Below are 26,999 nucleotides of genomic sequence, written 5' to 3'. Positions count from 1 at the left end.
GGCCAAGGCGGCATGCGATTTGCGGAAGCAACGAGCCGCTCGACTTGGTCAATGAGATAAAATCTTAGAAAAGAGCATCCACCGTGCCCGAACTGAAGCGGCCTGATCTATTGAAACGCTGCGGAACCACCTTGGATTGGGAGGCGCGCGACTTAATTCAAGATGGAACTTCGAGGCCTGTTTTGGAGGTATCTGATCTTCAGACGGTCTTCTGGTCTCGCAGAACTAGAATCTATGCGGCCAACGGCGTGAGTTTCCACCTCAATCGCGGTGAGCTTCTGGGGGTGGTTGGTGAAAGCGGGTCGGGCAAGAGCGTCACGATGATGTCGCTCTTGAGGCTCCTGCCGTCGCCACCTGCCGAAATCGTGTCTGGAAGGGTGCGTCTTGGGGACAGGGATCTTTTGTCGCTCGACCCGAGCGAAATGCGAAAGGTCCGCGGCGGCGAGGTTGGGTTCATCTTCCAGGACCCGATGACATCGCTCAACCCGGTCTTCACGGTCGGCTACCAGCTGATGGAGCCGTTACGCAAGCATCTCGGTCTAGGCCGCAGCGAGGCGCGCAAACGTGCGATCGAGCTTCTCTCCCGGGTCGGCATTCCCTCGCCACAGGACAGGATAAACGACTATCCGCACCAGTTCTCCGGAGGGATGTGCCAGCGGGTGATGATCGCCATTGCGCTCGCCTGCGACCCAAAGGTGCTTATCGCCGATGAGCCGACGACCGCCCTCGACGTGACGATCCAAGCCCAGATCCTGGAGCTCGTCCAGAAGCTGCGCCAGGAAATGGGCATGAGCGTTATCTGGATCACGCATGATCTCGGTGTGGTAGCCGGGATCGCCGACCGGGTGATGGTCATGTACGGCGGACTCGTTGTCGAGTGCGCCGCTGCCGACGATCTCTACGCAAATCCCCGTCATCCCTATACGCGCGCGCTTCTGGAAACCGTGCCGCGGGCCGATATGGCTGGGCAGGAGCGACTGAAGAGCGTTGGGGGCCAGCCGCCGCATCTCACTGTCTTTCCGACGAGCTGTCCCTTCGCGCCACGATGTCCGCATGCTTTTGACCGGTGTCGCAGCGAAAGGCCACCGCTAATGCCTGTGGGCGAAGGCCATGATGCGGCATGCTGGTGGGACGTTATCGAGGGAAGTCCGCGCGATGATGTCTGAGCCGGGCGTCCTCACCATAAAACCACAGGCCGGCCCGGACGACGTCCTGCTCCGTATCATTGATCTAACCTTGCATTTCCCGACCTATCGGGGTGTCCTCGGGCGCCAGGTGGGCGGCATCAGAGCGGTGGATGGCGTGAATTTGGAAGTCAGGCGAGGCCGGACGCTGGGCTTGGTCGGCGAGAGCGGCTGCGGCAAGACGACGACGGGGCGGGTCATCCTGCGCCTTTACGACCCCACCGGCGGCCGCATCGAATTTGATGGCGAAGACATCACGCACATCCAAGGCAAAAAGCTGCGCCGCATGCGCGCGCGCATGCAAATGATTTTCCAAGATCCGCAGGCCTGTCTTAATCCGCGCATGACGGTCGGTTCAATCATCGCCGAACCGCTCAACGAACACCGAGCGCTGAAAGGCAAGGAAAAGGAGAAGCGGACCCGCGAGTTGCTCGATGCCGTTGGCCTTAATCCGAAATTCGCCAACCGCTACCCGCACGAATTCTCCGGCGGTCAGCGCCAACGCATTGGCATCGCCCGGGCGCTCGCGCTCAATCCGGATTTCATCGTCTGCGATGAGCCGATCGCCGCCCTGGATGTCTCCATCCAAGCCCAGGTGGTCAATCTTCTTAAAGACCTGCAGGAGCAATTCTCGCTGACATACCTCTTCATCAGCCATGATCTTTCAATGGTTCGTCATCTGTGTGAGGACGTCGCGGTGATGTACCTGGGCAAGGTGATGGAACTCGGCCCACGCGACCTCATCTACAAAGACCCAATGCATCCCTACACGAAGGCGTTGCTCTCTGCGGTCCCGGTGCCGGATCCGAGGGTCGAGCGCGCGCGGCAGCGCATCATCCTGAAGGGCGATTTACCGAGCCCGGCCAATCCGCCTTCGGGGTGTCGATTTCGCACCCGCTGCCCGGTCGCGTTCGACCGGTGCGCGGCAGAGCAACCGGCTTGGCGAAAGGTGGCCGGCAACCGGTGGGTCGCTTGCCACCGAGCCGAGTAACAGGAAATGGCGGGAAGCTCGATCGAGGCAATCCTGCCAAACCATCCACCTTTCCCGATGGGAAGGAGATGAGGACTGACATCACAAGGCCGGCGGCAGCTGGGCCGTCATTCAGCAAGGGAGGAAGTAGTAGATGTTGAGAATGGTTTCATTGCTAGCGGGGGCGGGCGTGGCAAGCCTCGTCGCGACACCGGCATTGGCCGAACGCGGTACAGACGGCGTCGTCAACATCCTGTCTTGGCAGGCGCCATCGATCATGAATCCCTATCTCTCGGGCGGGGAAAAGGACACCGACGCCGCCTCTCTTGTGCTCGAGCCGCTAGCCAGCTACGACGAGAATGGCGAGCTTTTCCCGCGGCTTGCGGCGGAAATCCCAACCGTCGAGAACGGTGGCGTCGCCAAGGATCTGAAGTCGATCACCTGGAAGCTGAAGCCTGGTCTCAAATGGTCTGATGGCACGACGGTCACGGCGAAGGACGTGGTCTTCACTGCCAACTACTGCATGGACCCAAAGGGTGGCTGCGCAGCACTTGCTAGGTTCCAGGGTGTCGACAAGGTCGAGGCGCTGGATGACCTGACCGTGAAGGTAACCTTCAAGGAGCTGACGGTCGTCCCCTACACTCTCTTTGTCGCCATGTGGTCTCCGATCATCCAGGCCAAACAGTTCGCCGACTGCCTGGGCACAAAAGCACCAACCTGCACGGAAGCCAATTTCTATCCGGTCGGCACCGGGCCGTTTGTCGTCGCCAACTTCAAGCCGAATGACGCGGTCCAGCTCAAGGCCAACCCGAACTACCGCGATCCGAACAAGCCCGCTTTCGCGGGGGTCAACTTCAAGGGCGGCGGCGATGCGCTCGGGGCGGCTCGTGCCGTGCTGCAGACCAGCGAATATGACTACGCCGGGATGTTGCAGGTTGCTCCGGACGTGCTGAGCAAAATGGAGAAAGGGGGCAAGGGCAAACTCCTCTCGGTTTTCGGAACGAATGTCGAAACTCTTTTTATGAACTTGACCGATCCCTCGGCCAGTCTACCGCCGGAGGAGCGTTCGACGGACAAGCATCCACACCCGATACTCAGCGACGTTCGCGTGCGCCAGGCTCTGTCGATGGCGCTGGACCGCGCGAGGTTGAGTGAGATCGGCTACGGCTCCATGGGCAAGCCCACATGCGACTTCGTTCCGGCGCCGCCGATCTTCGCCGCCGGCAACACGGAGTGCTTGAAGCAGGATATTCCGGGTGCCGTGAAGCTTCTTGATGAAGCGGGCTGGAAGCCGGGTCCCGATGGGATCCGGGAGAAGGATAGCAAAAAGCTGAAGCTCACCTTCGTAACTACGACCAACGCCACGCGCAACCAGTTCCAAGCGATCATCAAGCAGTGGTGGCACGAGATAGGGGTCGATGTGGAACTGAGGAGCCTCGACGCCTCGGTCTTCTTCAGCAGCGACCCGAGCAGCCCGGATACATACCAGAAGTTCTATGCCGATGTCCAGATGTGGACCAATTACTCTGACGCTCCCGACCCCGGCGAATATGTCGCAACCTACACCTGTAACAAGGCTCCGCTGCCGGACAAGCAGTGGCAAGGCAGTAATGTTCCGCGCTACTGCGACACGAATTACGACGCGCTGGTGAAGGAACTCGGCAAGACCGCCGCCATCGAGAAGCGCGCCGAGATTGTCAAAAAGCTCAACACCATTCTGAGTGACAGTTACGCGATCATGCCGCTGGTCTGGCGCAGCAGCGTCTCGGCGACCTCTAAGACACTAGGCGGGTATGTCGGCAGCGGGGATTCCAGGTTTTGGAACGCTCAGGACTGGTATCGCAGGAAGTGAGATTGCCTGCGCCTCCTTGGAGAGGGCGCGCCGCTTTCCATCTCCATGCCGGCCGCGGGCGTTGCCCCGGCCGCCAGCAATAGGTGCCGCGCATGCTCAACTATGCCATCCGGCGACTGCTTATGGCGGTCCCGACCTTATTCTTGATCAGCCTCATGATCTTCTCGCTGCTCAAACTCGCGCCAGGCGATCCGCTATCGCAGTTGCCGCTGACCATTCCGCCCGAAGTGCGCGAAAAGATGCGTGCTGCCCTTGGCGTCGACGAGCCGCTGATCGTGCAATATCTGCTGTGGCTGAAGCAGTTCTTCGTAATCGAGCCGCTGCGTGGTTTCGACATTCTGTTCGGGACGCATCTTTCGGACGGTATGCAGCGGATCATCTCCTGGCAAACACGCGGTCCGGTTTTCAGCATGATCGCCGAGCGCCTTCCGCAGACGCTGTTGGTTGTCGGCCTGGCCTACATCGTCGGCGTGCTGATTGCTGTGCCGATCGGAATTGTCTCAGCCTACAAGCAATATTCAGTATTCGATCAGATCGGCACCTTCCTGTCGATGCTCGGCCTTGCCGTGCCGCCCTTCTTCTCGGGCGTTCTGGCGATCCTGATCTTCGCCGTCTACCTCGACTGGCTTCCGACAATCTATAACACCAATCTTATCGTCAACAGCTGGAGCAACTTCACCGAGCAATTTCTGCAGATGGCCATGCCGGTGATGGTTCTTGCAGTTCAGACTATCGCTTCCATCAGCCGCTATCTGCGCTCGTCAATGCTCGACAATCTCGAGCAGGACTATGTCCGCACGGCTCGGGCCAAGGGCATGGGCGAGAATGTCGTCGTTTTCATCCACGTCCTGCGCAATTCGATGATCCCGGTGGTCACTGTCATCACGCTGGGACTGCCGAGCGTCTTCGGCGGTGCCATCGTCACCGAGCAGATCTTCAGGGTTAACGGGATCGGCCAACTCCTGATCACCGCCATCTACGCCAACGACGTGCCGACGGTGCAGACATTGGCCTTCATCTTCGCTGTGCTGATCGTCGTCTTCAACCTGATCGCCGATCTGCTCTACGGCGTACTTGATCCCAGGATTCGCTATGACTGAGCTGGTTAGCTACAACGAACCGAAAAACGTTGCCGAGGCGCCTGTTTCGGAAACGGCAACTACCGATCCCATCGCCGGCGTGGACCTTGTGGTGCTTAAGGTTCCGCCGCGCAATCAGTGTTGGGACGTCTGGGACCAGTTCAAGACCCACAAAGGCGCGGTGGCCGGGGCGGGCGTCTTCTTCGTAATTGTCGTCGCTGTCGTCTTCGGCCCCTTCGTTTGGCGCGTAAGCCCCGCCTATATCGACTTCACAGCCATGAATGCGGGACCAAGTTGGGCCCATCCGTTCGGCACCGACCAGCTTGGGCGCGATCTTCTCGCGCGGATGATGACAGGTGGGCGCGTTGCGATCGCCGTCGGCCTGGCGGCGATGATCATCTCTATTTTTCTTGGAACGCTTATCGGTGTCCTTACCGGCTACTTCAAATCCCTTGATGGGCCGCTGATGCGGCTCACCGATCTCTTTCTGTCATTACCGGTGCTCCCACTGCTATTGGTCGCAGTGATGCTGTTCCGCGATGCGGTGGCAAAAATTCTCGGAAACGATCTAGGGAGTTTCACCCTCATCGTGTCGATCATCGGCGTGATGAGCTGGATGGGCATGGCACGCATCGTGCGCGGCGAAGTGTTGGCCGTCAAGCAGCGCGAATTCGTAATGGCGTCGCGCAGCATCGGCACCCCGCCGCACCGGATCATTATTCGGCATGTGCTGCCCAACGTCATGTCGCCGATCATTGTCTCGGCTACTCTCGGCATCGCCGATGCCATTATCGCGGAAAGCGTGCTTTCGTTTCTTGGCCTGGGCTTTCCGCCGGATTTTCCGACTTGGGGACGACTGCTCTATGACGGGATCGAATACATGCAGGTCTCCCCGCAACTAGTGCTGTGGCCGGGCATTGCGATTTCGCTGACCGTCCTCAGCGTCAACTATATCGGTGACGGCTTCAGAGATGCGCTCGATCCGCGACTGCGGCGATGATGCACCTTCGATACCTGAAAGCATACGACGAGAAGAAGTGAAGCAGTAACAATCCAATGCCAACTATCAGCGAGTTGAAATGTTGAAGCAAACCCATGTAACTGACCCTAAGTGTCTCGAGGCCCTCAAATGGCGCTGCATCGGACCCGCCAGAGGCGGCCGCGTTGTGGCCGTCGCTGGGGATCCGAATGATCCAATGGTGTTCTATTTTGGCGCCTGCGCGGGCGGGGTTTGGAAGACAATCGACGGCGGAGTTTATTGGCGCTGCGTGTCCGACGGTTTCTTCACGAGCGCCAGCGTCGGCGCGCTCGCGGTTGCCCGCTCCAACTCGAATGTCATCTATGCCGGTACGGGCGAGACGACGATCCGCGTCGACGTCTCTTACGGCGATGGCGTCTATAGGTCGACCGATGCCGGCCGCAGTTGGGTTCATCTGGGGCTGAGAGAGACCCGCCACATTGGCAAGATCTGCATTCACCCGCTCGATCCGGACATCGTCTTTGTCGCGGCTCTGGGCGACGCGTTCGGTTCCAATGAGGAAAGGGGCGTGTTCCGCTCCAAGGACGGCGGCAAGACCTGGCAGAAGGTCCTCTACCGCAATCCCGACGCCGGCGCCGTCGATATTTCGATGGATCCCAGCAATCCGCGCATCCTTTTTGCCACGACTTGGGAGACGCGGCGTAGTTTCTGGAACCTGAACAGCGGTGGGCCGGGGAGCGGACTCTTCCGGTCGCTTGACGGCGGCGACACCTGGGAGGAGCTGTCCGGTCGCAACGGCCTACCGGGCGGGGTGCTCGGCAAGCTTGGCGTCTCCGTCTCGCAGGCGCAGCGCGGGCGCGTCTACGCGCTCATCGAGGCGGAGGGCGACAAGATCGGGCTCTACCGCACTGACGATTACGGAGACCGCTGGGTCCATGTCTCGCAAAATCGCGATCTGATCCATCGCCCCTGGTACTACACCCACGTCTTCGCCGACACCGTACATGCCGATACCGTCTACGTGAACAACTTGCAAATGTGGAAGTCGACCGATGGCGGGGCGAGCTTCACCAACTTGACGACGCCTTACAGCGACAACCACGATCTATGGATCGATCCTGCCAATCCCAAGCGGATGATCCAAGGCAACGACGGCGGCGCCTGCGTCACCTTCAACGGTGGCAGAACCTGGTCGTCGATCTACAATCAGATGACGGCGCAGTTCTATCGCATCGACGTTGACGATCGGCACCCTTATCGGGTCTACGCCACCCAGCAGGACAACACCGCGATCTCAGTCCCGAGCGCCTCGGAAACGGGCGTCATCACCTTGGGTGATTGCACTTATCCGGGGACCGGCGAGAGCGGCTTCATCGCCGTCGATCCTGAGGACCCCGACATCGTCTATTGCGGCGCGACCGGCTCGAGCCCAGGCGGCTGTGGAGCTCTGCAACGCTACGACCACCGTACCCGGCAGATTCGCGTCGTCAGTGTCTGGCCAGAAAAAACGAGTGGCATGGCGCCGAAGAACATGCGGTACCGCTTCGCCTGGACTTTCCCGATCACCTTCTCGCCGCATGATCCGAAGACGCTGTATGCCGGGGGCAATCACGTCTTCCGCAGCCGCGATGAAGGATCGAGCTGGACCGCGATCTCGCCCGATCTCAGCCTCAGCGACCCGGCTCGGCAGGATTACTCGGGCGGCGTCTTGACCCACGACAACTCCGGCGCGGAGGTGCATGCGACGTGCGCATCGGTCGTCGAATCCCGGCATCGCAAGGGGGAGATCTGGGCGTCTACCGATGACGGCCTCGTCCATGTGACGCGGAACGACGGGATCGACTGGAGGAACGTCACGCCCGACGCCATGCCCGAACTCGCCTATGTCGGCTGCGTCGAGATCTCGTCGCATGACGCCGATACCGTCTATGTAGCGGCGACACGCTACAAGCTCGCCGACTATCAACCTTATCTCTTCCGCACCAGGGATGGCGGCAAGAGTTGGCAGCCGATCAATGGCAACTTGCCGAACGGCGAAATCACGCGCGTGGTGCGAGCCGACCCGGTGCGGCCGGGACTACTCTTCGTCGGCACCGAGACGGCGGTCTTCTTCAGTCTCGACGAGGGCGCGCACTGGTCGCGTCTGGCCGGCGGCTTGCCCGTGGTGCCGGTCTACGATCTCAAGATCAAGGGAAGCGATCTGGTCGCCGGCACTCATGGCCGGTCCTTCTGGATCCTCGACGACATTACGGCCTTGCGCGAGCTGGCCGTGGATCAGAACGACGCGAGGCTGATGAGCCCGCGCCCCACGGTCCGGACCAAGCTCCGGTACGGGGCCCGGAAAGGTTCCAAGGCCGGCATGAGCTACAGCCCGGCTTTCGGCATCGGCGCCGGCACAGAGGGCGTGGAGCTGGAGGGTGGACGGAGCCATCGCCACTATCTCGACTGCGGCGAAAACCCGCCGATCGGAGCGATCGTCTATTACTGGCTGCCCGAGGATGCGGAGGGCCCGGTCAAGCTCACTTTCCAGGACGCCACGGGAAAGACCATCATCGCTTTCACGAGCGACGACCAAGAAGCGTCCTTCGATAAGAAGCCGGGCACTAAGGCCGGCCTCAACCGTTTCGTTTGGGACCTCAAGCATCGGGGACCATCCAAACTCGACAAATCGCTGATAACCCGGAAGTACGAGCCTCTCGCGATGGAGGACGAGGATCCGAGCGGCCCGGCGGTGGTACCCGGCAGCTATAAGGTTGAGCTGCAGGCGGACGGAAAGAGTCAGATGGCCGGCCTCACCGTCGTCAAGGACCCCCGCGTAGCGACGACTGACAAGGACTTCGCCGAGCAGTTCGTGCTCTTACAAGAGCTGTTCGGCAAGGTCTCATCGCTCAATCAGGCGGTCAATCGGATCCGGCTCCTAAAGCGTCAACTCGCGGATCTGCAGAAGCGGCTCGGCGGCAGTGACAAATCGCTTGGCGAGCGCACGCAGGCACTGTTCGGGCGGCTCGAGGCGATCGAGGGAACGCTGGTCGACATCAAGCGGGAGACGCCGCGCGACAGCGACGACCGTAATCCTGCTGGCTGGCATGATAAGCTGATCGACCTCGTCACCGTGGTCGAAATCGGCGACGCGGCGCCGACCGTGCAGGCCCGTCATGTTTCCGATGAGATCATGTCGAGGGTCGACAGCGAGATTAAAAAGCTGGACGAGGTCGTGAATGACGAGGTCACTGCGCTCAATGCCGCACTCAAGAGCGGTGGCTTCGAGGTGCTCGGGACTGGGAAGGCCTAGGCGCCCGTGAGGGGACACATATAGCTGAGTGAGCATTCATCCCAAGGAGAAGACAGAGATGGACTTTATCGAGCGAATATTCGGCGTGGCTCCTGATGGGGGCGACGGCACGACCGAGATACTCTATATCGCGGCCGTGCTTGCCGTCCTTGCGATGGTGATCGCCGGCGTTTGGCTCCGCCGACGCGCCGCTGTCCGGCGCCGCTAGGCTTCTCTCTAGGTCCAGATCGCGTGCGGCGTGCCGGCTAGGAACTCCCGACCGCGAGCTGCTGAGGTCCGCGCCAGAGCCAGGCGGACCCGGACGGACGATGATGGAGGCCCCCAATTGTGATTTGATAGAAAATGTTTTCACTAACCCAGGCGATCGGAATAAGCGGCGTAGCGAAGCGCGAGTTGGTGCCCTTCACGATCGCCTTCGTAATCGCTGAGATGTTCTACAAGCTTGGTAGCTTCGCCTTCGAATGCTTGGCATTCCTCGCCACTTGATATTGCTGAGCTACTTTTTCCGACAGGTTGGTTGGTCGGGGCCGCAGCTGACGTTGATGCGGGCAGCGCCTATTTTGCTCCGAGCCCGGGATTGGAAGCCCATTTGCCCGAACCATTTGGATTGAGTCACGTCGCAATGGCTGGGTCCGCAGTATGGCGTGGTGCGTTATCCGGCTTCGGCGGAGGGATATTGCCCCTAGGGTTCCGGCAGCCGTCGATTGTTGAACAAGTGACTCAGGTCAGCGTAGCCTGTGCCATGGTCCGCGCCGATGATGACTTAGGGCTTCTGAGGGGCCATTGATCGTCTCGGCGAGCGTTGCCGTGGCGGCCGGCCATCATCCGCTTGAGGGTGCAGCGTGCCACCGCGATGTGCTCTCGGATAAGTTGCCGACCTTGCGCCCACCAATCCGTCGAAGTTCTTCGCGAAGACGTGCTCGATCTAGGCCTTCAGCAGATTCGGCGTCGTTACGTGGATATGGCAGCACATGTCAAAACAATGGCCGAAAGTGTCAACGCGATCCAAATATTGCGAGCTAATCTCAATCGTGGAACTCCCATGAGAGAGGCAAAATGGCAGACGATCCCTGTGCAATCTGGGCGGAGAGCGAACAAAGAAAGTGCAGGTACTGGTCGGTAGGAACGAACCAACTCTGCCTCTGCGACGCTCCACACCTCGCGAGAATTTTCGGAGGTTCGCCGTGACTGGGCGCGGATATCTGCGAATTCTTGACCCAAATTGCGGGAAACGGGACCGATGCTCGCCAATGTGGCATCAGCGAAGCGAAGCACCAGGGAAGCATACGGGAAGCACACTGGCTGTACTGTCTAACTGGTAGCGCCCGGTAGGAAGGCCGCTGGTGCATGACGAAATTGGAATAGGTGCACCACAAACTCAAAAGGGGACAAACATGACGATCTCTCGACGCCACGTCTTTAAGATGGGAATTGCCGCCGGATTGGCTGTGTCGATCCCGTCGGTTCTGCGGGCGCAGACGACACCGACGGTGGGGCAGACCGTTCGAATGGTGAAGGGTGACCTCCGCGTTTTCGATCCGATCTGGACGGCGACTAACATTACCGCTGATCACGGCGCGGCGATTTACGACACCCTGTTCTCGCTCGACTCCAAGTTCATGCCGCAGCCGCAAATGGTGGCGAAGTGGGGCGTTTCCGACGACAAGAAGACCTATACATTCGAGCTCCGGGACGGTCTGGGCTGGCATGACGGCACTCCCGTCACCGCGGCGGACTGTGTCGCCTCGATCCGTCGCTGGGGACAGGTCCATCCCGGCGGGCAACTTATCATGGCCAGGGCCAGCGACATTTCGACGAAGGACGACGAGACGTTCACGATCTCGCTCAAGGATCCGCTTGGGGTGCTGATCGATATCCTAGCGGACCTGACTCCCCCGTGCCTGTTCATCATGCGCGAAAAGGACGCGAATCGCCCCGCAACCGAACAGGTGACCACAAATATCGGCTCGGGACCGTTCAGGTTCAATGAAGCTCTCGCCAAGCCGGGTGCGAGCGTCACCTACGGCCGCAACGACAAATACGTGCCGCGCAAAGAGCCGTCCGATGGATTGGCCGGCGGGAAGATCGTCAACGTCGATCGTGTCATCTGGGACAACATTGCCGATCAGCAGACTGCTCTCGCGGCCTTACAAGCTGGTGAGATTGATTACCTGCAGAGCCCGCCAGTCGATCTTTTCCCGGTGATCGAGAGCGATCCCAACCTTGAACTCCAGGTTCTAGACAGAGGAGGGTGGGACATGATGGTGCGAATGAATTTCCTGCAGCCGCCATTCAACAACGTCAAGGCGCGCCAGGCGGTGCTTCACCTAATCGATCAGGAGGTGATGTTGCGCGGCGCGTTCGGCAACCCAAAGTACTTCAACACGGTCACTTCGATCTTTGGAGACACGACGCCGGTGTCCAACGACGAAAACACGGGATGGTACAAGAAGGGCGGCGACCCGGACAAAGCCAAGCGGCTCCTGAAGGAAGCCGGATACGCCGGCGAGAAGGTCGTCATTCTAACTGCGACGGACTGGAGCGCGGGCGATAATGCCTCCCAGCTTTTAGCCGCGTCGCTGCGGAAGATTGGAGTCAATGCCGAGCTCTCGTCTATGACCTGGGGTGAGCTTTCCACGCGTCGGGCAAGCAAAGACCCTGTCGAGAACGGAGGCTGGAGCATGTTCATCACATCGGAACCCGATTATTCCCTCGGCAATCCGCTCGCCTCACCATTCCTCCTCGCGAATGGCGACAAGGCTTGGTACGGCTGGCCGAAGAACGACGAATATGAGGCGCTGCGGGTCAAATGGGCGGATGTTGAATCGCTTGAAGAGCGCAAAGCACTGGCCCGCAAAATGCAAAAAGTATGGTGGGATTTCGTCGGCGATGTAAGATTGGGAAAATACGTCTCGCCAATCGCGCGACGCAAGACGCTCACCGGCCTCATTGGCATGCCCCAAATCGTGCCGATGTGGAACATGCAGAAGGCCTGAGCCCGAATGGCTGCCTACATCCTTCGCAGGATGGTTTCGGCCATCGCCGTCATGGCGATGGTCGGAGTTTTCGTGTTCCTGCTTCTCAGGCTGGCGCCCGGCGATCCGGCGGCGATCATCGCCGGCAGGTCGGCGACGGAGGAGATGATCGCCGGCATCCGCGAGCAGTTGGGACTGAACGATCCTATGCCGGTTCAGTTCATACGTTGGGTGCGGGACATGCTCGGCGGCGATTTCGGCACCTCGATCTTTGCCGGCCGACCGGTTCTCGAGCTCATCTCGCAGCGGCTTGAACCGACCATTTCGCTGTCGATCCTGACGATGATTCTTTCGGTGACGATTGGAGTCTCCTTCGGCATCCTTGCCGCGTGGCGAACCGGCGGTCTGGTGGATCGGCTCCTCACGGCCTTTTCAGCGTTTGGTTATTCCATCCCCGTCTTTGTCATAGGCTTTTTCCTCATCTACTTCTTCGCTATCAGGGCACACTGGCTGCCCGTACAGGGATACGTGCCAATCGAGCTGGGTATCGGACGTTGGTTCGTGCATCTGGTCCTGCCCACCGTGGCGTTAAGTCTTGGCTACATTGCATTCATTGCCCGAGTTACCCGGGCGAGCATGCTCGAGGTTCTGACGGAAGACTATATGCGAACGGCCGCCGCCAAGGGCGCTTCGTCCTATGCCATGCTTTTCCACCATGCCTTGAAGAATGCCGGCGTCCCGATCCTGACCGTCATCGGCATAAGCTTCGCTTATTTGATCGGCGGAGTCGTCCTCACGGAGACAGTATTCAACATACCCGGTATCGGTCGTCTGGTCGTCGATGCGATCAACAATCGCGACTATCCCATCATCCAGAGCGTGCTCATCCTGACCTCGGGTCTGTATGTCCTTGTCAATCTCGCGATCGATCTGGCCTACACGCTGATCGACCCCCGTATACGGTACTGATATGACGATTTCGTCCGCATCAGTTGAATACGTCCCGACGGCTCGCCTGCGAATCTCTGACGCTCCCCGCCTGGCAATGCGTCATCCGCTGGTCGTGATAGGCGGCGGCCTCTTGGCTCTGTTGATCATTCTGGCACTCGCTGCCCCGCTTTACGCCGGCGATCCATTGAACATGGATCCATTCAAACGCCTTCAGCCGCCTTCCGCCGAAATGTGGTTCGGAACCGATAATCTGGGCCGGGATGTGTTTACGCGAACGATCTACGGTGCCCGGATCTCACTTTTGGTGGGGTTGGCGGCGGCGGCTGGTGCAGCTCTGGGCGGCCTTCTAATCGGTGTCATCGCCGGCTATGTCCGCGGCTTCGATAATATCGCCATGCGGGTCATGGACGGCCTGATGTCGATCCCGACGATTCTGCTGGCGATTGCGCTCATTTCTCTGACCGGCCCCGGCATCGGCATCCTCATCGTCGCCATCGCAATCCCCGAGACGCCAAGCATCGCACGGCTGGTTCGCTCGGTGGTTCTGGGGGTTCGCGAGCGTCCCTACGTGGAGGCCGCGCTCTGCGGCGGCGCGCGCCTGCCCAAGGTCCTTTGGCGGCACATCCTGCCGAGCACCATTCCGTCGCTGATGGTCCAGAGCGCCGGCGTCTGCGCAAGCGCGATCCTGACGGAGGCGGGGCTGAGCTTCCTCGGCGTGGGCGTGCCGCCCGAGATTCCGAGCTGGGGCAATATGATTGCCAGTTCACGACTGTATCTCGCCATCGCGCCAATGACGATCTTCGCCCCCGGTATCTGTCTTGCCGTCACGGTCCTTGCCGTCAACCTGCTCGGGGACGGACTGCGCGATATGTTCGATCCCCGCTCAAAGCGGAGACGCTGACATGCAGATGCATCAAACCGCACGGAACGACTTGCTTCTCGACGTGCGAAACCTCGAAACGCATTTCTTTGGCGAAGACAGCGTCACCCGTGCCTTGGGCGGCATCAGCTTCCAGGTCAAAAAAGGCGAGACGCTCGGCGTTGTCGGCGAATCGGGATGCGGGAAGAGTGTCACCGCTCTGTCGATCCTTCGCCTGCTGCCGAAGGTGAGCGCCAGGACCGTCGGCGGCGAGGTCCGCTTCCACGGACGCGACCTGCTTGATCTGTCGGATCGGGAGATGCGAAAGATCCGCGGCGACCAGATCGCCATGATCTTCCAGGAGCCGATGACGAGCCTGAACCCGGTCTATACGGTCGGCCGCCAGATCGCAGAGGCGGTGCAGATCCACACGAAAGCCTCCCGCTCGGCGGCTATGAAGAAAGCAGAAGAGATGCTGCGGCTCGTCCGCATCGCGGACCCCGAGCGGCGCGTCAACAACTATCCGCACGAAATGTCCGGCGGCATGCGCCAGCGCGCCATGATCGCCATGGCTCTCGCCTGCTCCCCGGAACTGTTGATTGCCGATGAGCCGACGACTGCGCTAGATGTCACAATCCAGGCGCAGATCCTGCGGCTCATCGTCGACCTGAAAGAGCGCACGGGAACGGCCGTCATGTTCATCACGCATGACCTGGGCGTTGTCGCCGAGACATGCCAACGCGTGATCGTGATGTATGCCGGCCGGATCGTAGAACAAGCGAACGTGATAGATCTGTTTGCGCGTCCGGCGCATCCCTACACTCAGGGCCTCATGCGATCGGTGCCGGATCGGCGGCGCGGCCGACAGCGCCGCCTTCCGGAAATTCCCGGCATTGTCCCAAGTCTTCGCGAGCCCATTGTCGGGTGCAGCTTTGCGCCGCGCTGCCCGTTCGCTATCGATATTTGCCGCGAGAAGAGGCCCCCCTTCCTTGATGTCGGGTCGAGCCACGCCGCGGCTTGCTGGCGCGCCGAAGAGGTAATGGGCGCATGAACGGTCCGCTGCTGAAAGTGGAGAATCTGACCAAGCATTATGCGCTCGGCTCGGGAATCTTCAAGAAAAGCATTCCGGTGATCCGGGCGGTGGAGGGTGTATCCTTTTGCGTCGAGGCAGGCGAGACGCTCTGCATCGTAGGCGAATCCGGCTGCGGCAAGTCCACCGTGGCACGGCTCCTGATGCGGCTCGTGGAACCGACGGGCGGGCGCGTGCTGATCGACGGGACCGATATTGCGGGCCTCAAGAAAGCCGCGCTTCACGCCTGGCGCCGTCGGATGCAGATGGTCTTTCAGGATCCTTACTCGTCGCTGAACCCGCGCCTCACCGCTGGACAGATCATCACGGAACCCGTCGAGAATTTCGAGCGGCTCAGCCGGAAGCAGCGTCAGGCATTCGCCGCGGAGCTTCTCCGAAAAGTCGGAATGTCGCCGGAGATGATGCACAGGCTGCCGTCCGAGTTGTCGGGCGGTCAGCGCCAGCGGCTCGGCATTGCACGAGCCCTGTCGCTCAACCCCTCGCTCATCATCGCCGACGAGGCGGTGTCAGCCCTTGACGTCTCGGTGCAGGCGCAGATCCTGAATCTGCTTCTGGATCTGCAACAGCAGATGGGCATCGCTTTCGTCTTCATCTCGCATGACCTTGGCGTGGTGGAGCATATCGGGCATCGCGTGGCAGTCATGTATTTGGGGCGGATCGTGGAGCTTGCGCCCTGCGAGGCGCTTTTCGCCAAGCCGATCCATCCCTACACCGAAGCGCTGATCGCGGCAGCTCCGGTTCCGGATCCGACGCGGGCTCGGCTGGAGGCACCGGTGGAAGGCGAGGTGCCGAGCCCGATCAACCCGCCGAGCGGATGCGCGTTTCACCCGCGCTGCCCGCTCGCTGTCGAGCGGTGCCGCATCGACGTGCCACCTTTGGTGCCGATGGCAGACGGGCGCGTCGTGGCCTGTCATGTGCGTGCTCCGGCCACCGACATCCCGGCCCAACCGGCTGCGGCGGCCAATCCTCCTTAGCTCACCGATGTGGCATAGCCCCAGCCCCTCTCACCCGATCGAAGATCTCGAGTGCGGCGCTGACGTGAACATCACGCCAAGTGCAGCAAGAAAACAAATAAAGCGAAGCTTATGGAAAAAGATCCACACGAGAAGGGTTCTTCTCTCGCCCAGCAGACCGGGAGCTATGATCCGACCGGCTCAATCGCAACGAATGTTGCGGACGGTTTCACGATGGTCGCGGTGGGCGACCTGATCGTGACTCGGCCACTGACGAAGGGTCAGCATGCCGGCTTTGACGACATCGTAAAGATCCTTCGTGACGCCGATGTCACGTTCGGCAATATGGAAACCAACATCTTTGACATCCGATCGTTCACCGGAAGTCCGCAGGCCGAGTATGGGGGCGCATATCACGTCAGCCTGCCAGAACTCGGGCCCGATCTGAAGGCCATGGGCTTCAACCTGGTGAGCTACGCCAACAATCATACCTTCGACTGGGGTGTTGAAGGCATGCGCGAGACGTGCCGAGCACTGGATCAGAACGGAATCGTTTACGCAGGTGTTGGCGAAAACCTTGCACAAGCCGGCGCCGCTCGGTTCTTGGAGACCCCACGCGGTCGGGTCGCGCTCGTTTCATTTGCCACGACGTTTACTCCCATGTCTCGCGCGTGCGATCCTGCCGGCGAGGCGCCGGGCAGACCCGGCCTCTCTGCCCTTCGTCTGGAAGAAAGCATCGTAGTCCCTCCGGCGATGCTCGAGAACTTGAGGCAAGTCCGCGATGCGCTGCCCACCTACAGGCCTGGCCGTAACGATCAAAACGGCCTCGCGCTCGCTGGAGCGAGGTACAAGGCGGGCGAGCAGGTCGGCTTCAGCTACGAACCCGATCAAAGCGATGTCGCCGACATCCTACGAAACGTTCGCCGGGGCAAGCAGTTCGCTGACTTCTGCATCGTCACCAACCATGGGCATGAGCCCGGGAATTGGAGCCAGCAGTTGCCCGACTACGAACGATCCTTTGCGCACAAAATGATCGATGCCGGGGCCGATGCATATATCGTGCATGGACCGCACCAGCTTAGAGGCATTGAGATCTACAAGGGCAGGCCGATTCTCTACAGCGTTGGGAACTTCATCATGGACGACTTGCGGACGCCCGTTGGCGCCGACATGTTCACCGCTCATGGCAAGGATTTGCGGAGCGACACTGATGCCGAGGTGACAGTCGATGAGATGGCGAGAGGCTACAAGACCGACCCGGGATTCGCGGACCCGGTCTTTTACGAAAGCATTATCGCCGTCAGCCGATTTGAGCACAATCAACTTACCGAATTGCGCCTCTATCCAATTGAACTTGGTCACTCGAAGAGGTTTGCCAACCGGGGCATCCCCCGACTCGCGCTCGGCCAGCAAGCAAACAGAATTCTAGAGCGTCTCCAGAAGCTTTCGAACCCTTTCGGTACCGAAATCGCGGTCGAGAACAATATAGGTATGATCAGACCTCGGTCCAGCTGCGGATGACGCGGATCAATAATCGCAACACACTTTAAATCAGGCAAGTTCTGTTAGGTATAACGGGAAAAGAAATGCAGCGAAAAGAACCGCGCTCCCGAAGAAAGCTCCCTTAATAGCGGAGCTATACTTGATGTCAATGCAAAGGTTCCGGCGACCGTTTGCTGGATTGCGCAGGATCGCGGAATGACCGAGCTGGATCGTATAGATGTCGCGCTTCTTGGAGCTGTCCAGAAGAACAACCGGCTTACGTCAGAAGAACTAGCTGAAATCGTGAATCTGTCCCCAACGGCATGCCAACGGCGCTTGAAACGGTTACGCGCTGAAAGGGTGATAGAAGCGGATGTTGCCATTGTCTCACCCAAGGCAGTGGGCCGCCATATCACCATGATCGTTTTGGTATCCCTCGAACGGGAAAGGGCGGACATCGTCGATCGATTCAAAGCGGCAATTCGCAACACGCATGAGGTAATGATTGGCTTCTATGTTACAGGGGATGCGGACTTCATTCTTATCGTAACCGCCAAGGACATGGAGGACTATGAAGAGTTCACGCGTCGCTTCTTTTACGAAAACCATGACATCAAGGGATTCAAGACCATGGTTGTAATGGATCGCGTCAAGGCCAGCTTCGCCGTGCCCCTCGAAGTGAGTCAGCATCTAGCGCAAACACCGGGGAAGTGATTGTCGTCCAAGGCGACAGTTGCCCATTTCCATGGCGCCGCGGTAGTCAGCCATCGCTTTCAGCCTCTCGGACGATGAGGCCGAGTTTCATATCCATGACCGGCTTTGCTTCTTGCGTTCCCGACGCCAAAACGATCTGGTTGGTTAGGGAGTACCTCACGCAGGCCGGGGCGGTGGAGAACCTGTTGCCCGGTTCGACAAGCTGACAAGCACCTCGGCAAGGCCGGCTAGCTGGCGATGGATTGCCAGATCGTGGATGCCACGATCGTGGCGGCGCCGAAACAGCGCAACAGCGATACTGAAAAAGGCCGAAATCAAGGCAGGAAACGTGCCGGACCAGCGGCAGAATAAGCAGCCAAGTTGCGCCAGATGGACCGGGACGCGCGCTCTACTGTGAAGTTCTCCAAGGCCAAGGCGAAGGCCAAGGACGACGGGGAGGGGAAGACGAAGCAGCGCGACATCGCGTTCCCGCCTTCGGCTGCAAGAACATGCCTCGATCGATCTCCGGCACCGCTCATCCTCGATGTCGCGCGCCGAAAGACCGCGTGCCAGATATTCCACCGCCAGGTCTTCGAGCGCTTCCGTGCGGGCCCTTCGGATCTCGGAGCGAAACGGCTTGTCCCGGCTCGCAACCTACGACACCGCTTTTATCATCACGCCACAAGGTCGCGAACCTGTGAACCTGTTCGCCAAGCTCAAGGACTGTTGGCGCATCGTCACCCGCTACATGCGTCCACACCTTCGTCTCGGCTATCTGCATCGCAGCCCATCGTAGCTTGTGGCTCTGATCAATGGTTCCTGAGCCGAGACTTCCTTAGTCACCATCACTTGGTTCCTACTAGGGTATGGTGTGGCCGCCCGAAGCCAGAGATGACTTCACGCGCGAGTGGGAAATGGCATCGGAAGCTGTGCTCCGGGTCATCCGGGCTGGTTGAAGATTCGGGGAAGACGCGGCTGCAGATATCCTGCGCGTAACGGCAGCGGGTGTGGAACTCGCAGCCGGATGGCCGCCTCATCGGGCTCGGCACCTCACCCTTGAGCTCGATCCTATTGAACACCGCATCCGGGTCAGGCTCGGGATTGGCCGCAAGCAGCGCCTCGGTGTAGGGATGGCGGGGCTGATCAAAGATATGTTCGGTCGAGCCGAGTTCAATAAACCGGCCGAGATACATGATCGCCATGCGATCGGTCATGTGGCGCACCACGTTAAGATTGTGCGTGATAATCAGGATCGCCATGCCGAGTTCGTCCTGAAGCCGCGCGAGAAGGTTGAGCACCTCGCCCTGCACCGAGACATCGAGCCCTGCAGTTGGCTCATCGGCGATGATCAAATCGGGTTCGAGCGCAAGGGCTCGCGCGATGCCCACGCGCCTGGCCTGACCTCCGGAAAGCTGATGGGGATAACGGCGAGCAAAATCCGCCGGCAACCCGACCAATCGAAGCAGGCGCGCTGCTTCCACTCCGGCATCGCGCTCCTTCAGCCCATGTATACGAAAAGGTTCTGTGAGGAGCGACCGAACGGTCAGCCTCGGCGAGAGGGAGCCAATTGGATCCTGGAACATCATCGCCATGCGCCGCAAGTAGGGTTTGCGTTCCGCCCCGGTGAGTTCCTCAATCTCCTGTCCGTCGAAGCTGATGCTGCCGCTCAAAGCCCGCTGCAAGCCGATTATCGTGCGTGCGATGGTTGATTTGCCCGAGCCGCTTTCGCCGACGAGGGCCAGCGTCTCACCCTTGCTGATTTCAAAGGACACACCACATACCGCGTCAAGGAAGGGGGCGTTCGTCCCCGTCGCGAGCGCCTTCAGTGGACCCATGGTGCGGAAGCGGACCCGGAGGTCCTCAACCCGAAGCAGCGCGCTCATGCCGAAACCAACCGCTCTTGACCGAGGAGGTGGCATCGGGCGACTTGGTCCACGCCGATGCGGTACTCGACCGGGTTCTCTTGCACACAGCGGTCGAACGCATGTTGGCAACGTGTGCGGAAGATGCATCCTACCTTGGCGCCGAGGAGACTGGGCACCTCACCGGGAATAGTTGGCAAAGTGCGCGTGCTTTTTCTGATCCGCCCCGGGTCGCACTCAAGCAGCGCGCGCGTGTAGGGATGAGCAGGATTGCGGAAGATGTCCCGAACAGCACCCTGCTCCACCACTTCGCCGGCGTACATGACGGCGACCCGGTCGCACAACTCAGCCACCGCGCCGAGATGGTGGGAAACGAAGAGAATCGAGCAACCGATTTCTTTTTGCAGATCCTTGAGCAAATGAATGATCTGCACTTCCAGCGTTGCATCAAGCGCAGTGGTTGGCTCGTCGGCGACGAGTAGCGCCGGTTTCACTAGAAGCGCCATGGCGATACAAACGCGCTGGCGCATGCCACCGGAGAACTGATGCGGATAGGCACCTAGCCGATTTTTGGGATCGGGAATACCGACCCGGTGAAGCATGTCGACGGCACGAGCGCGCTTTTCGCTGCGGCTTCCTTGTTCGTGGTGCTGGATATCGATCATCTGGCTCTCGATGGTCCGCACCGGGTTGAGTGCGGTCATCGGATCCTGAAAAATCATTGACAGACGATCACCGAGCAGGCTCCGACGCCCCTGAGCCGTCATAGTGAGCAGGTCTCGTCCTTCGAACAGAATGCTGCCGGCTGTCACATCTGCATTTTCGGCCAGCAGGCCCATCACTGTATAAGCGAGGGTGGATTTTCCGGATCCACTTTCGCCGACAATGCCAACCACCTGTGCGGCAGGAACATCGAGCGAAACGTTGCGCAGGGCATGGATGCGTCCCCGCGGTGTACCGAAATCGAGATTCAGGTCGCATATCTCAAGAAGCGGGCGACTGGACGACGGCGGCGGTGTCGGATCGTCGTGCGTCATAAGTCTTTCCGTAGCTTGGGATCGAACATATCGCGCAACGCTTCGCCCAAGAACGTGAAGCCTAGGGTTGCGAGGATAATCGGGATGCCGCCAGCGATCACGATCCAGGGAGTCTGGTTGATGTAGCTATAGCCATCGTTGAGGATTGCTCCCCAGTCAGGTGTCGGAGGCCGCACACCCATACCTAGAAAACTGAGACCGGCCGAAGTGGCAATGACGGCCGGCACGTCCATGCTCACGAGAATGACAAGGGGACCGATGACGTTGGGCAAGACGTGCACGGCGAGGATGCGTGTCGTGCCCGCCCCCATGCTGCGCTCTGCTGCGATGTATTCACTGCTCTGCAGCGCTTGGGCCTGGGTACGCGCCACGCGCGCATAGCCCGGCATACACGTTATCGCTATCACTAAAATGATGTTGACTAGGCTTGGTCCCAGAAGAGCGATGATTGCCAACGCAAAGATGATGCTGGGAAAGGAGCGTATGGTATCGAAGATGAGCAGGAGCAAATTGTCCAGCCAACGCGGCCCGAAGCCTGCGATGAGACCGAGCACGACCCCGACCGCCAGCGCACCGCCGAGAGAGGCGAAGGCGACAAGGAGCGGGATGCGGCCTCCCATGATGACGCGCGAGAATGTATCACGGCCCAGTTGGTCCGTGCCTAGCAGAAAATCCAGCGAAGGTGCGGCCAGACGCGGCCCTACCATGATCTGGATCGGATCATGAGTGACAATCAGCGGAGCTAACACCGCAATTGCGGCGATGAGTACGACAAGCACTCCTCCGAGCGTGCCCAGACGGTTCTTGCATAATTGTCGAAGGAAGGCGCCAAATGCGCCGGTGTCGATGGCGTCGTTGATTTCTGGAGTGTCGGCTTCAAAGCTTACCATGTCAGAGCTTTTCCCGGGTTCTCGGATCGAGAAATGCGTTGACAAGATCTGAGAGCGTCGTGGCGGTAACAATAATTACAGTGCTAACGAGCACGACGCCCATCACAACCGGATAGTTGCGGGTATTTACGGCGTTCACAATCAAAGCCCCGATGCCAGGTCTCGCAAAGACAACCTCGATAAAGACAGCGGACGAAAGTAGCCACGCGACGCCTATCCCGAGGATGGTTACGGTCGGCAAGATCGCGAGGGGCAGCGCATAGCGCGCAACAATGCGCCATTCAGAGATCCCGAAGGAGCGAGCCGTGCGCACGTGGTTTTCCCCCAGAATCTCAAGCATGGATGCCCGTACTAGTCGCGAGATGTAGCCCACCCAGCCAATCCCTATCGCAAAAGCTGGCAGGACAAGATAAGTGAGTCCGTCCCAGAATCCATTGCCGACACCGATCGCGGGCAACCAGCGCAGGCTCACGGCAAAAATCAGCACCGCATAGACTGCCATCACGAAGGAAGGAATCGCGATCGTGGCCACTGTCACGACGCCGACCACATGGTCGACCAGGGTGTTGCGCCGCATCGCCGAGAAGCAGCCGAGCGGCACGGCTATCACGACCGCCCATAAGATCGATACCAAGATCAGTTCTATTGTATATGGCAATTGCTCAAAGACGATGTCGGCAACAGGTCTACGGCTGAATACGTCGAAGCCGAGATCGCCGCGGAGAAGCCCGCCGAAGAACGTACCGATCTGCACAACGAGCGGCTTGTCGAGTCCCATCTGCTGATGAAGCTGCTCCTTCATTTCGAGCGTCGCTCGCGGGCCGAGCATAACCACGGCAGGATCGCCGGGGACTGCCATGATCATCAGGAACAATAGCGTCACCGCGATCGCAATGATTGCGACCGCGAGGATGGTACGTTTGGCAAAATACAGCCACATATTGCTACGTTGCCTGGAGCTAAACTGCCTTGAAATCTACATACAGCGGGTAGCCGTCAGGACGAGTTACGGCCTGCGTATGCGTGGTGCGATACATGACCGGGTTGCCCCCATGAGTAAGGAACCGGTAGGCACCGGATTCCTCCATGAGATCCTGCATCTCTTGATAGACCTTCGCCCGCTCGTTCGGATCGCTCATCGTGGCCCCCTTGGCGCTCAGCTCGTCGAAGCGCTCGCTGCGGAATCGCTCCCAGTTCCAGACCCCCACTCGACTTTGTAGGAAGGATGACGTCGCATAGTAGGGGTCCGGCAAATTGCTGAACCACATGACAGTGAGCTGCATGTCCTTCCAGCGATCGCCTTCGGATTCCATGCCGAGCGTCCAGAACGAGCCGGCATCCTGAGCATTGATCTCGACCGTGATGCCAATCTGCGACAATTGAGCTTGCACAGTCTGGGCTATAGTCGAAAAAAGGCTCTCGTTCAGGCAATCGATGGTCAGGTTCAGCTCGCTCACACCGGCCTTTTCTAAGAACTCCTTGGCCTTCGCGAGATCGCCTTCCGGCGGGACAAGCGCTTTGTCACGATGCCCCAGAAGACCTGGAGGAATTGTCCCCGTTGCGACCTCCGCCTGTCCCGCAAATGCGGCTTCCAGGATCTGCGGCACATTGATCGCCCACTGAATCGCCTTGCGGACGTTGATGTCCTTCAGTTTTGGATGATCCACATTCATGCCAATCCAGTGGTAGTTCAGTGAGGGATGTTCCTCAATCTTGGTGTCGGCCGGCGGATTGCTCTTGAACTTTGCCAGAGAATCCAGAGTGATACCAGTGAAGTCGATGTCGCCTGCCTGATAGGCGCGTTCTGCCGTCTTGGTGTCGCCGATCAGGACCACGCGGATTTCGTCAAAGCCTGGCTTCGAACCCGCCCAATCCGGATTGCGGGTCAATAGCAAATGCTGATTTGGCTTATATTCGGCAAGCACATACGGTCCCGAGAACGATGGTGGATTCATGCCGAAATCGCCGCCGTCCTTGGTTGCCTTCATCACCGCATCTTCGGATACGATATGGCCTACCGCATAAGGGAATGCGATGTTAAAGAGTGGCATGAACGGGGTCTTGAGTACGATTACGCCAGTATAGTCATCTTCTATCTCGACGTGATCGAGCGAGCCCCAATTATCTTTGACCGGCGATTTGTGCTTGATCCCCCGCTCAAAGGAAAATTTTACGTCCCCGGCGGTAAGTTCGCCGTAATCGCCAGTGAATTTGATTCCTTTTTTTAGGCGAAAGCGGATATGGGTTGGATCGACCTGCTCCAGTTTTTCGGCCGCTTCTAACTCCCAGCCCCATTCGGAGCCCGGCTTGAATCGCGTGAGCTTCGAATAGAGACACTCCATCACGCTCACTTCAGAGACCGCAGTGTAGAATTGGGGATCCATCTTGGAAATATCGTTGGTTGAAGCAGCTGTGAGGACCTTTCCTTCCGCAGCCCAGATCGCGCTGGATAGGGGCATTCCAGCCGCGACGATCCCCCCTCCGAACACTGAAGTGGTCTTAAGGAAGGTTCTGCGGCTAACACCATCTTGATAATAGTTCATAGTTGTTCCCCTTGATTTAATCGAAAAGCTTGCAGATGGAGTGGGCCTGCTATCGCGCGAGCCGCGCCAGAGGGCATCCCACACCGTGTGCTCTCCTAGCCAAGCGCAGCTGCTCTCAATCGCATTGAGAGGACGAATGCAGAAGCCAGTTTCACGCGAGCTCCATCGGGGAGATATTAGATCGCGCAATGGGGATCGCATTGACATATTCGGCCACTCTTTTGACAATTGCCGCCACATCGGCCCACCGAAGCGGAGCATCGCATGCATGATGACGGCGAGCTTGCGGGTGAGCGAACGCGGAGCGTTTGAATCCGATCTTTTCGCGCAGCTTTATACCCCAATTGCGCAAGTCGCTGTTGGTCCGGCTGCGGGTTAGGATCACTACCGCGGCTTTATAGAGAAGCGAACGCACATGGGTGTCTCCGCGTCGAAAGATATAGCCGTTATTAATCTACTTCGCCTGACTGATAGCGCCGCGTCATCAACCCGAGCCACGCGCCTACTGAGCGCAATCGCTTGAAGTTCGCGGGTTCCTTGATGGCAGTTAGGTAGGCCTGATCGGCCCGAAACTGCGATTTTGGCCAAGTTGTGGAACGTTGGCGGCACGGATTGACTGGCATGGCGGCTTCTTGAGAATTCACTCTTGGCAGACGGAGTGGATGTATTGGTTAGCGTGTTTCGCTCGAGGCGATCGACAGGAGTGGAGCCTCCCTTTTGCCGACATCGACTTTTGACCGTCAGGGCGGCCGGATCGAGGCTTGGACTGGCGGTTCAACTGAAGTTTTTCGCCGCGTAAGGATATTTCGCAACCGCGGGGGCTGAGGCTCCCGACGAGCCGGTTTCGTATCTGGCCGAGGAGTTTGGCGTCAGCAAGGTAGATTTCTGCCAATATGATTTTACCAGGGCGGCGCCATGCGCCGAGATTTTGCGCCATCTTTGGTTTTCGCCGGTTGAAGCGGGCCGATCGAGCCGCGCTTGCGAGCTGGATAGCGACGGAGCATTGCCCACAAAGCAAGGCAACCGCCAGGTGGGAACTCAAGATCATCAAGTGCTGATATGGCGGCGTATGTCAAAAAAATGGCCTAATGTGTCAATGCGATCCTAATTGAGCGATCTAGTATGGGCGGAGTTCGCATGGAATGGCTTGCGAGCGGCGCCCTTCGCAGATCGCTTCTCTGAAGAATGTTTTGTGTTGAGCACCGATGAGGCCGCTCGTGCGTTCCGAGCAATGATTGGAAGGTCTTGGCGTGATGACTGGCTCTAATCAGACAATCATGCTTGCCCTTTCGATGATGGTTTTGCGCCGCGCAACGTGTTAGCGGCGCAGGACGGGGATTCGCGGCCCCTCGCGATCCTCACTCCCTTCGTTCCGCGAGGCGAACCGAGCAAAAACAGTAGATCGTTGAGTAAGTTGCGATTGATCCCGTCAGTTCTGAAAAAGTTGGCAACCGCCGTTGCTTTGTTCACCTTTGCCCGCGCACCCAGCGCGTCGGCTCAAGATCTCCCTGGAAAGGGCATAGTCGTCCGACCGATAAAAGGCGAAGATGAGAACTCCGTGTTCCAACATCTGGTTGTACAGCGTGGCCGAGAGGCACTCGGCTATCCGGTTAAAAAGATTCAGATAGCGCATCATCCCACAATTCATCTGGCTGTCGCAAACGGCGAGGTCGACTACATGGTGCACCAACCGCTTCACGACGCATCCTTTGTGTGAATGGGCACCATGTTCGGCTCCGACCATTACGGCATCAAGCCTGATCTGATCACCATCGCCAAGGGCTTGACCTCGGCCTATGCGCCGCTGCCGGGCGTCATCGTCGCCGATAAGATGCGGCAGGTGCTGGTTGAGGGCTCCGACAAGTTAGGCTCGCTCGGCCATGGCTGGACCTATTCGGCGCATCCGATCTGCGTCGCTGCGGACGTGGCCAATCTCGAACTGATCGACGAGATGGAACTGGTGACAAATGCCCGCGAGACCAGCGCTTATTCCCGTGTGGAGCTTGCCAACGCCGTCGGTGGCCACAAAAATGTCGGCGAGGTTCGCGGTGACGGCATGCTGGCGGCGGTCGAGTTCGTCGCCGACGGGGACGACCGGGTGTTCTTCGACGCCTCGCAGAAGATCGGGCCGCAGGTGGCAACGGCACTTGCCGCAAACGGCGTCATCGGCCGCGCCATGCCGCAGGGCGACATTCTTGGTCTTGCCCCGCCGCTCTGCCTGACCCGCGAGCAAGCCGGCATCGCTTCGAAGACAGCGTACGCGGGCAGGAGTGTGTTTGCCAATCTCTGAGATCGATTATTACCCCCC

21 protein-coding genes and 2 pseudogenes are annotated in these 26,999 nt (G+C 59.3%); 16 read left to right on the top strand and 7 right to left on the bottom strand.

Going from position 1 to position 26,999, the window contains the following annotated elements; genetic code table 11:
* The first annotated feature begins 83 nt into the window (after positions 1-83).
* The 15 genes from EN818_RS28820 to EN818_RS32925 all read left to right on the top strand — a co-directional run bounded on the left by EN818_RS28820 (position 84) and on the right by EN818_RS32925 (position 19,155).
* Positions 84-1,166 (top strand): ABC transporter ATP-binding protein, encoded by a 1,083-nt coding sequence (locus EN818_RS28820; RefSeq protein ID WP_236379412.1) that lies wholly within the window; start codon positions 84-86, stop codon positions 1,164-1,166.
* On the top strand, positions 1,156-2,175 hold the full coding sequence (locus tag EN818_RS28815) for an ABC transporter ATP-binding protein (RefSeq protein WP_280950416.1): 1,020 nt from the start codon (positions 1,156-1,158) through the stop codon (positions 2,173-2,175). The genes EN818_RS28820 and EN818_RS28815 overlap by 11 nt, the downstream gene beginning before the upstream one ends.
* 136 nt (positions 2,176-2,311) lie before the next feature.
* Positions 2,312-4,006 carry a peptide ABC transporter substrate-binding protein gene (locus EN818_RS28810; RefSeq protein WP_095521273.1) on the top strand — a complete coding sequence of 565 codons (1,695 nt, stop codon included), beginning with the start codon at positions 2,312-2,314 and terminating at the stop codon, positions 4,004-4,006.
* A 92-nt stretch (positions 4,007-4,098) separates the two neighbouring features.
* Positions 4,099-5,106 carry an ABC transporter permease gene (locus EN818_RS28805; protein ID WP_095521182.1) on the top strand — a complete coding sequence of 336 codons (1,008 nt, stop codon included), beginning with the start codon at positions 4,099-4,101 and terminating at the stop codon, positions 5,104-5,106.
* A complete protein-coding gene (locus EN818_RS28800) occupies positions 5,099-6,085 on the top strand; it encodes an ABC transporter permease (protein ID WP_095521183.1) in 987 nt (328 codons plus the stop codon). The genes EN818_RS28805 and EN818_RS28800 overlap by 8 nt, the downstream gene beginning before the upstream one ends.
* Before the next feature lie 268 nt (positions 6,086-6,353).
* On the top strand, positions 6,354-9,356 hold the full coding sequence (locus EN818_RS28795; RefSeq protein ID WP_210237131.1) for a sialidase family protein: 3,003 nt from the start codon (positions 6,354-6,356) through the stop codon (positions 9,354-9,356).
* Between the two features lie 58 nt (positions 9,357-9,414).
* A complete protein-coding gene (locus tag EN818_RS32930; RefSeq protein WP_165778570.1) occupies positions 9,415-9,564 on the top strand; it encodes a hypothetical protein in 150 nt (49 codons plus the stop codon).
* 1,186 nt (positions 9,565-10,750) lie between these two features.
* Positions 10,751-12,352, top strand: coding sequence for an ABC transporter substrate-binding protein (locus tag EN818_RS28790; protein WP_095521185.1), 1,602 nt, complete (start codon positions 10,751-10,753; stop codon positions 12,350-12,352).
* A 6-nt stretch (positions 12,353-12,358) separates the two neighbouring features.
* Positions 12,359-13,300 (top strand): ABC transporter permease, encoded by a 942-nt coding sequence (locus tag EN818_RS28785; RefSeq protein WP_095521186.1) that lies wholly within the window; start codon positions 12,359-12,361, stop codon positions 13,298-13,300.
* A 1-nt stretch (position 13,301) separates the two neighbouring features.
* Positions 13,302-14,183 carry an ABC transporter permease gene (locus EN818_RS28780; RefSeq protein WP_095521187.1) on the top strand — a complete coding sequence of 294 codons (882 nt, stop codon included), beginning with the start codon at positions 13,302-13,304 and terminating at the stop codon, positions 14,181-14,183.
* 1 nt (position 14,184) lies between these two features.
* A complete protein-coding gene (locus EN818_RS28775; protein ID WP_095521188.1) occupies positions 14,185-15,192 on the top strand; it encodes an ABC transporter ATP-binding protein in 1,008 nt (335 codons plus the stop codon).
* Complete coding sequence (locus EN818_RS28770) at positions 15,189-16,205, top strand: dipeptide ABC transporter ATP-binding protein (RefSeq protein ID WP_095521189.1); 1,017 nt, start codon at positions 15,189-15,191, stop codon at positions 16,203-16,205. The genes EN818_RS28775 and EN818_RS28770 overlap by 4 nt, the downstream gene beginning before the upstream one ends.
* A gap of 111 nt (positions 16,206-16,316) precedes the next feature.
* A complete protein-coding gene (locus EN818_RS28765; protein ID WP_128362393.1) occupies positions 16,317-17,705 on the top strand; it encodes a CapA family protein in 1,389 nt (462 codons plus the stop codon).
* A gap of 177 nt (positions 17,706-17,882) precedes the next feature.
* Complete coding sequence (locus tag EN818_RS28760) at positions 17,883-18,380, top strand: Lrp/AsnC family transcriptional regulator (RefSeq protein ID WP_095521191.1); 498 nt, start codon at positions 17,883-17,885, stop codon at positions 18,378-18,380.
* Between the two features lie 616 nt (positions 18,381-18,996).
* Positions 18,997-19,155, top strand: coding sequence for a hypothetical protein (locus EN818_RS32925; RefSeq protein WP_165778572.1), 159 nt, complete (start codon positions 18,997-18,999; stop codon positions 19,153-19,155).
* Positions 19,156-19,204: 49 nt separating this feature from the next.
* Here the strand turns inward: EN818_RS32925 and EN818_RS28755 are convergent, their stop codons facing one another.
* The 7 genes and pseudogenes from EN818_RS28755 to EN818_RS28725 form a co-directional block, all read right to left on the bottom strand.
* A complete protein-coding gene (locus EN818_RS28755; protein WP_095521193.1) occupies positions 19,205-20,242 on the bottom strand; it encodes an ABC transporter ATP-binding protein in 1,038 nt (345 codons plus the stop codon).
* The gene (locus EN818_RS28750) at positions 20,239-21,258 is read right to left on the bottom strand and encodes an ABC transporter ATP-binding protein (RefSeq protein WP_095521194.1); all 1,020 of its coding nucleotides are present in this window, start codon (positions 21,256-21,258) and stop codon (positions 20,239-20,241) included. Before EN818_RS28750 ends, EN818_RS28755 begins: the two co-directional genes overlap by 4 nt.
* Positions 21,255-22,148, bottom strand: coding sequence for an ABC transporter permease (locus EN818_RS28745; protein ID WP_095521195.1), 894 nt, complete (start codon positions 22,146-22,148; stop codon positions 21,255-21,257). The genes EN818_RS28750 and EN818_RS28745 overlap by 4 nt, the downstream gene beginning before the upstream one ends.
* Before the next feature lies 1 nt (position 22,149).
* Positions 22,150-23,088 (bottom strand): ABC transporter permease, encoded by a 939-nt coding sequence (locus tag EN818_RS28740; RefSeq protein WP_095521196.1) that lies wholly within the window; start codon positions 23,086-23,088, stop codon positions 22,150-22,152.
* Positions 23,089-23,107: 19 nt separating this feature from the next.
* Positions 23,108-24,691, bottom strand: coding sequence for an ABC transporter substrate-binding protein (locus EN818_RS28735; protein ID WP_095521274.1), 1,584 nt, complete (start codon positions 24,689-24,691; stop codon positions 23,108-23,110).
* A 246-nt stretch (positions 24,692-24,937) separates the two neighbouring features.
* A pseudogene (locus tag EN818_RS28730) lies at positions 24,938-25,248 on the bottom strand (transposase); the annotation flags it as partial.
* A gap of 872 nt (positions 25,249-26,120) precedes the next feature.
* Positions 26,121-26,390 (bottom strand): hypothetical protein, encoded by a 270-nt coding sequence (locus EN818_RS28725; protein WP_095521197.1) that lies wholly within the window; start codon positions 26,388-26,390, stop codon positions 26,121-26,123.
* 18 nt (positions 26,391-26,408) lie between these two features.
* On the opposite strand from EN818_RS28725, the pseudogene EN818_RS28720 reads away from it, so the two are divergent.
* Positions 26,409-26,981: pseudogene (locus EN818_RS28720) on the top strand (aminotransferase class III-fold pyridoxal phosphate-dependent enzyme); the annotation flags it as partial.
* Positions 26,982-26,999 lie beyond the last annotated feature (18 nt).

The sequence above is a fragment of the Mesorhizobium sp. M3A.F.Ca.ET.175.01.1.1 genome (assembly GCF_004791945.1).
In the GTDB taxonomy this organism is placed as follows: domain Bacteria; phylum Pseudomonadota; class Alphaproteobacteria; order Rhizobiales; family Rhizobiaceae; genus Mesorhizobium.
Note: the sequence above shows the minus strand (reverse complement) of the source record. Positions and strands in the feature narration are given on the sequence as shown.

What these genes read in the sequence shown, in the direction of transcription:
- EN818_RS28815 (WP_280950416.1), top strand. Translation starts at nt 1,156, where the DNA reads ATGATGTCTGAGCCGGGCGTCCTCACCATAAAACCACAGGCCGGCCCG.
- EN818_RS28805 (WP_095521182.1), top strand. Translation starts at nt 4,099, where the DNA reads ATGCTCAACTATGCCATCCGGCGACTGCTTATGGCGGTCCCGACCTTA.
- EN818_RS28800 (WP_095521183.1), top strand. Translation starts at nt 5,099, where the DNA reads ATGACTGAGCTGGTTAGCTACAACGAACCGAAAAACGTTGCCGAGGCG.
- EN818_RS32930 (WP_165778570.1), top strand. Translation starts at nt 9,415, where the DNA reads ATGGACTTTATCGAGCGAATATTCGGCGTGGCTCCTGATGGGGGCGAC.
- EN818_RS28790 (WP_095521185.1), top strand. Translation starts at nt 10,751, where the DNA reads ATGACGATCTCTCGACGCCACGTCTTTAAGATGGGAATTGCCGCCGGA.
- EN818_RS28785 (WP_095521186.1), top strand. Translation starts at nt 12,359, where the DNA reads ATGGCTGCCTACATCCTTCGCAGGATGGTTTCGGCCATCGCCGTCATG.
- EN818_RS28780 (WP_095521187.1), top strand. Translation starts at nt 13,302, where the DNA reads ATGACGATTTCGTCCGCATCAGTTGAATACGTCCCGACGGCTCGCCTG.
- EN818_RS28775 (WP_095521188.1), top strand. Translation starts at nt 14,185, where the DNA reads ATGCAGATGCATCAAACCGCACGGAACGACTTGCTTCTCGACGTGCGA.
- EN818_RS28770 (WP_095521189.1), top strand. Translation starts at nt 15,189, where the DNA reads ATGAACGGTCCGCTGCTGAAAGTGGAGAATCTGACCAAGCATTATGCG.
- EN818_RS28765 (WP_128362393.1), top strand. Translation starts at nt 16,317, where the DNA reads ATGGAAAAAGATCCACACGAGAAGGGTTCTTCTCTCGCCCAGCAGACC.
- EN818_RS28760 (WP_095521191.1), top strand. Translation starts at nt 17,883, where the DNA reads ATGACCGAGCTGGATCGTATAGATGTCGCGCTTCTTGGAGCTGTCCAG.
- EN818_RS28755 (WP_095521193.1), bottom strand. Translation starts at nt 20,242, where the DNA reads ATGAGCGCGCTGCTTCGGGTTGAGGACCTCCGGGTCCGCTTCCGCACC.
- EN818_RS28750 (WP_095521194.1), bottom strand. Translation starts at nt 21,258, where the DNA reads ATGACGCACGACGATCCGACACCGCCGCCGTCGTCCAGTCGCCCGCTT.
- EN818_RS28745 (WP_095521195.1), bottom strand. Translation starts at nt 22,148, where the DNA reads ATGGTAAGCTTTGAAGCCGACACTCCAGAAATCAACGACGCCATCGAC.
- EN818_RS28740 (WP_095521196.1), bottom strand. Translation starts at nt 23,088, where the DNA reads ATGTGGCTGTATTTTGCCAAACGTACCATCCTCGCGGTCGCAATCATT.
- EN818_RS28735 (WP_095521274.1), bottom strand. Translation starts at nt 24,691, where the DNA reads ATGAACTATTATCAAGATGGTGTTAGCCGCAGAACCTTCCTTAAGACC.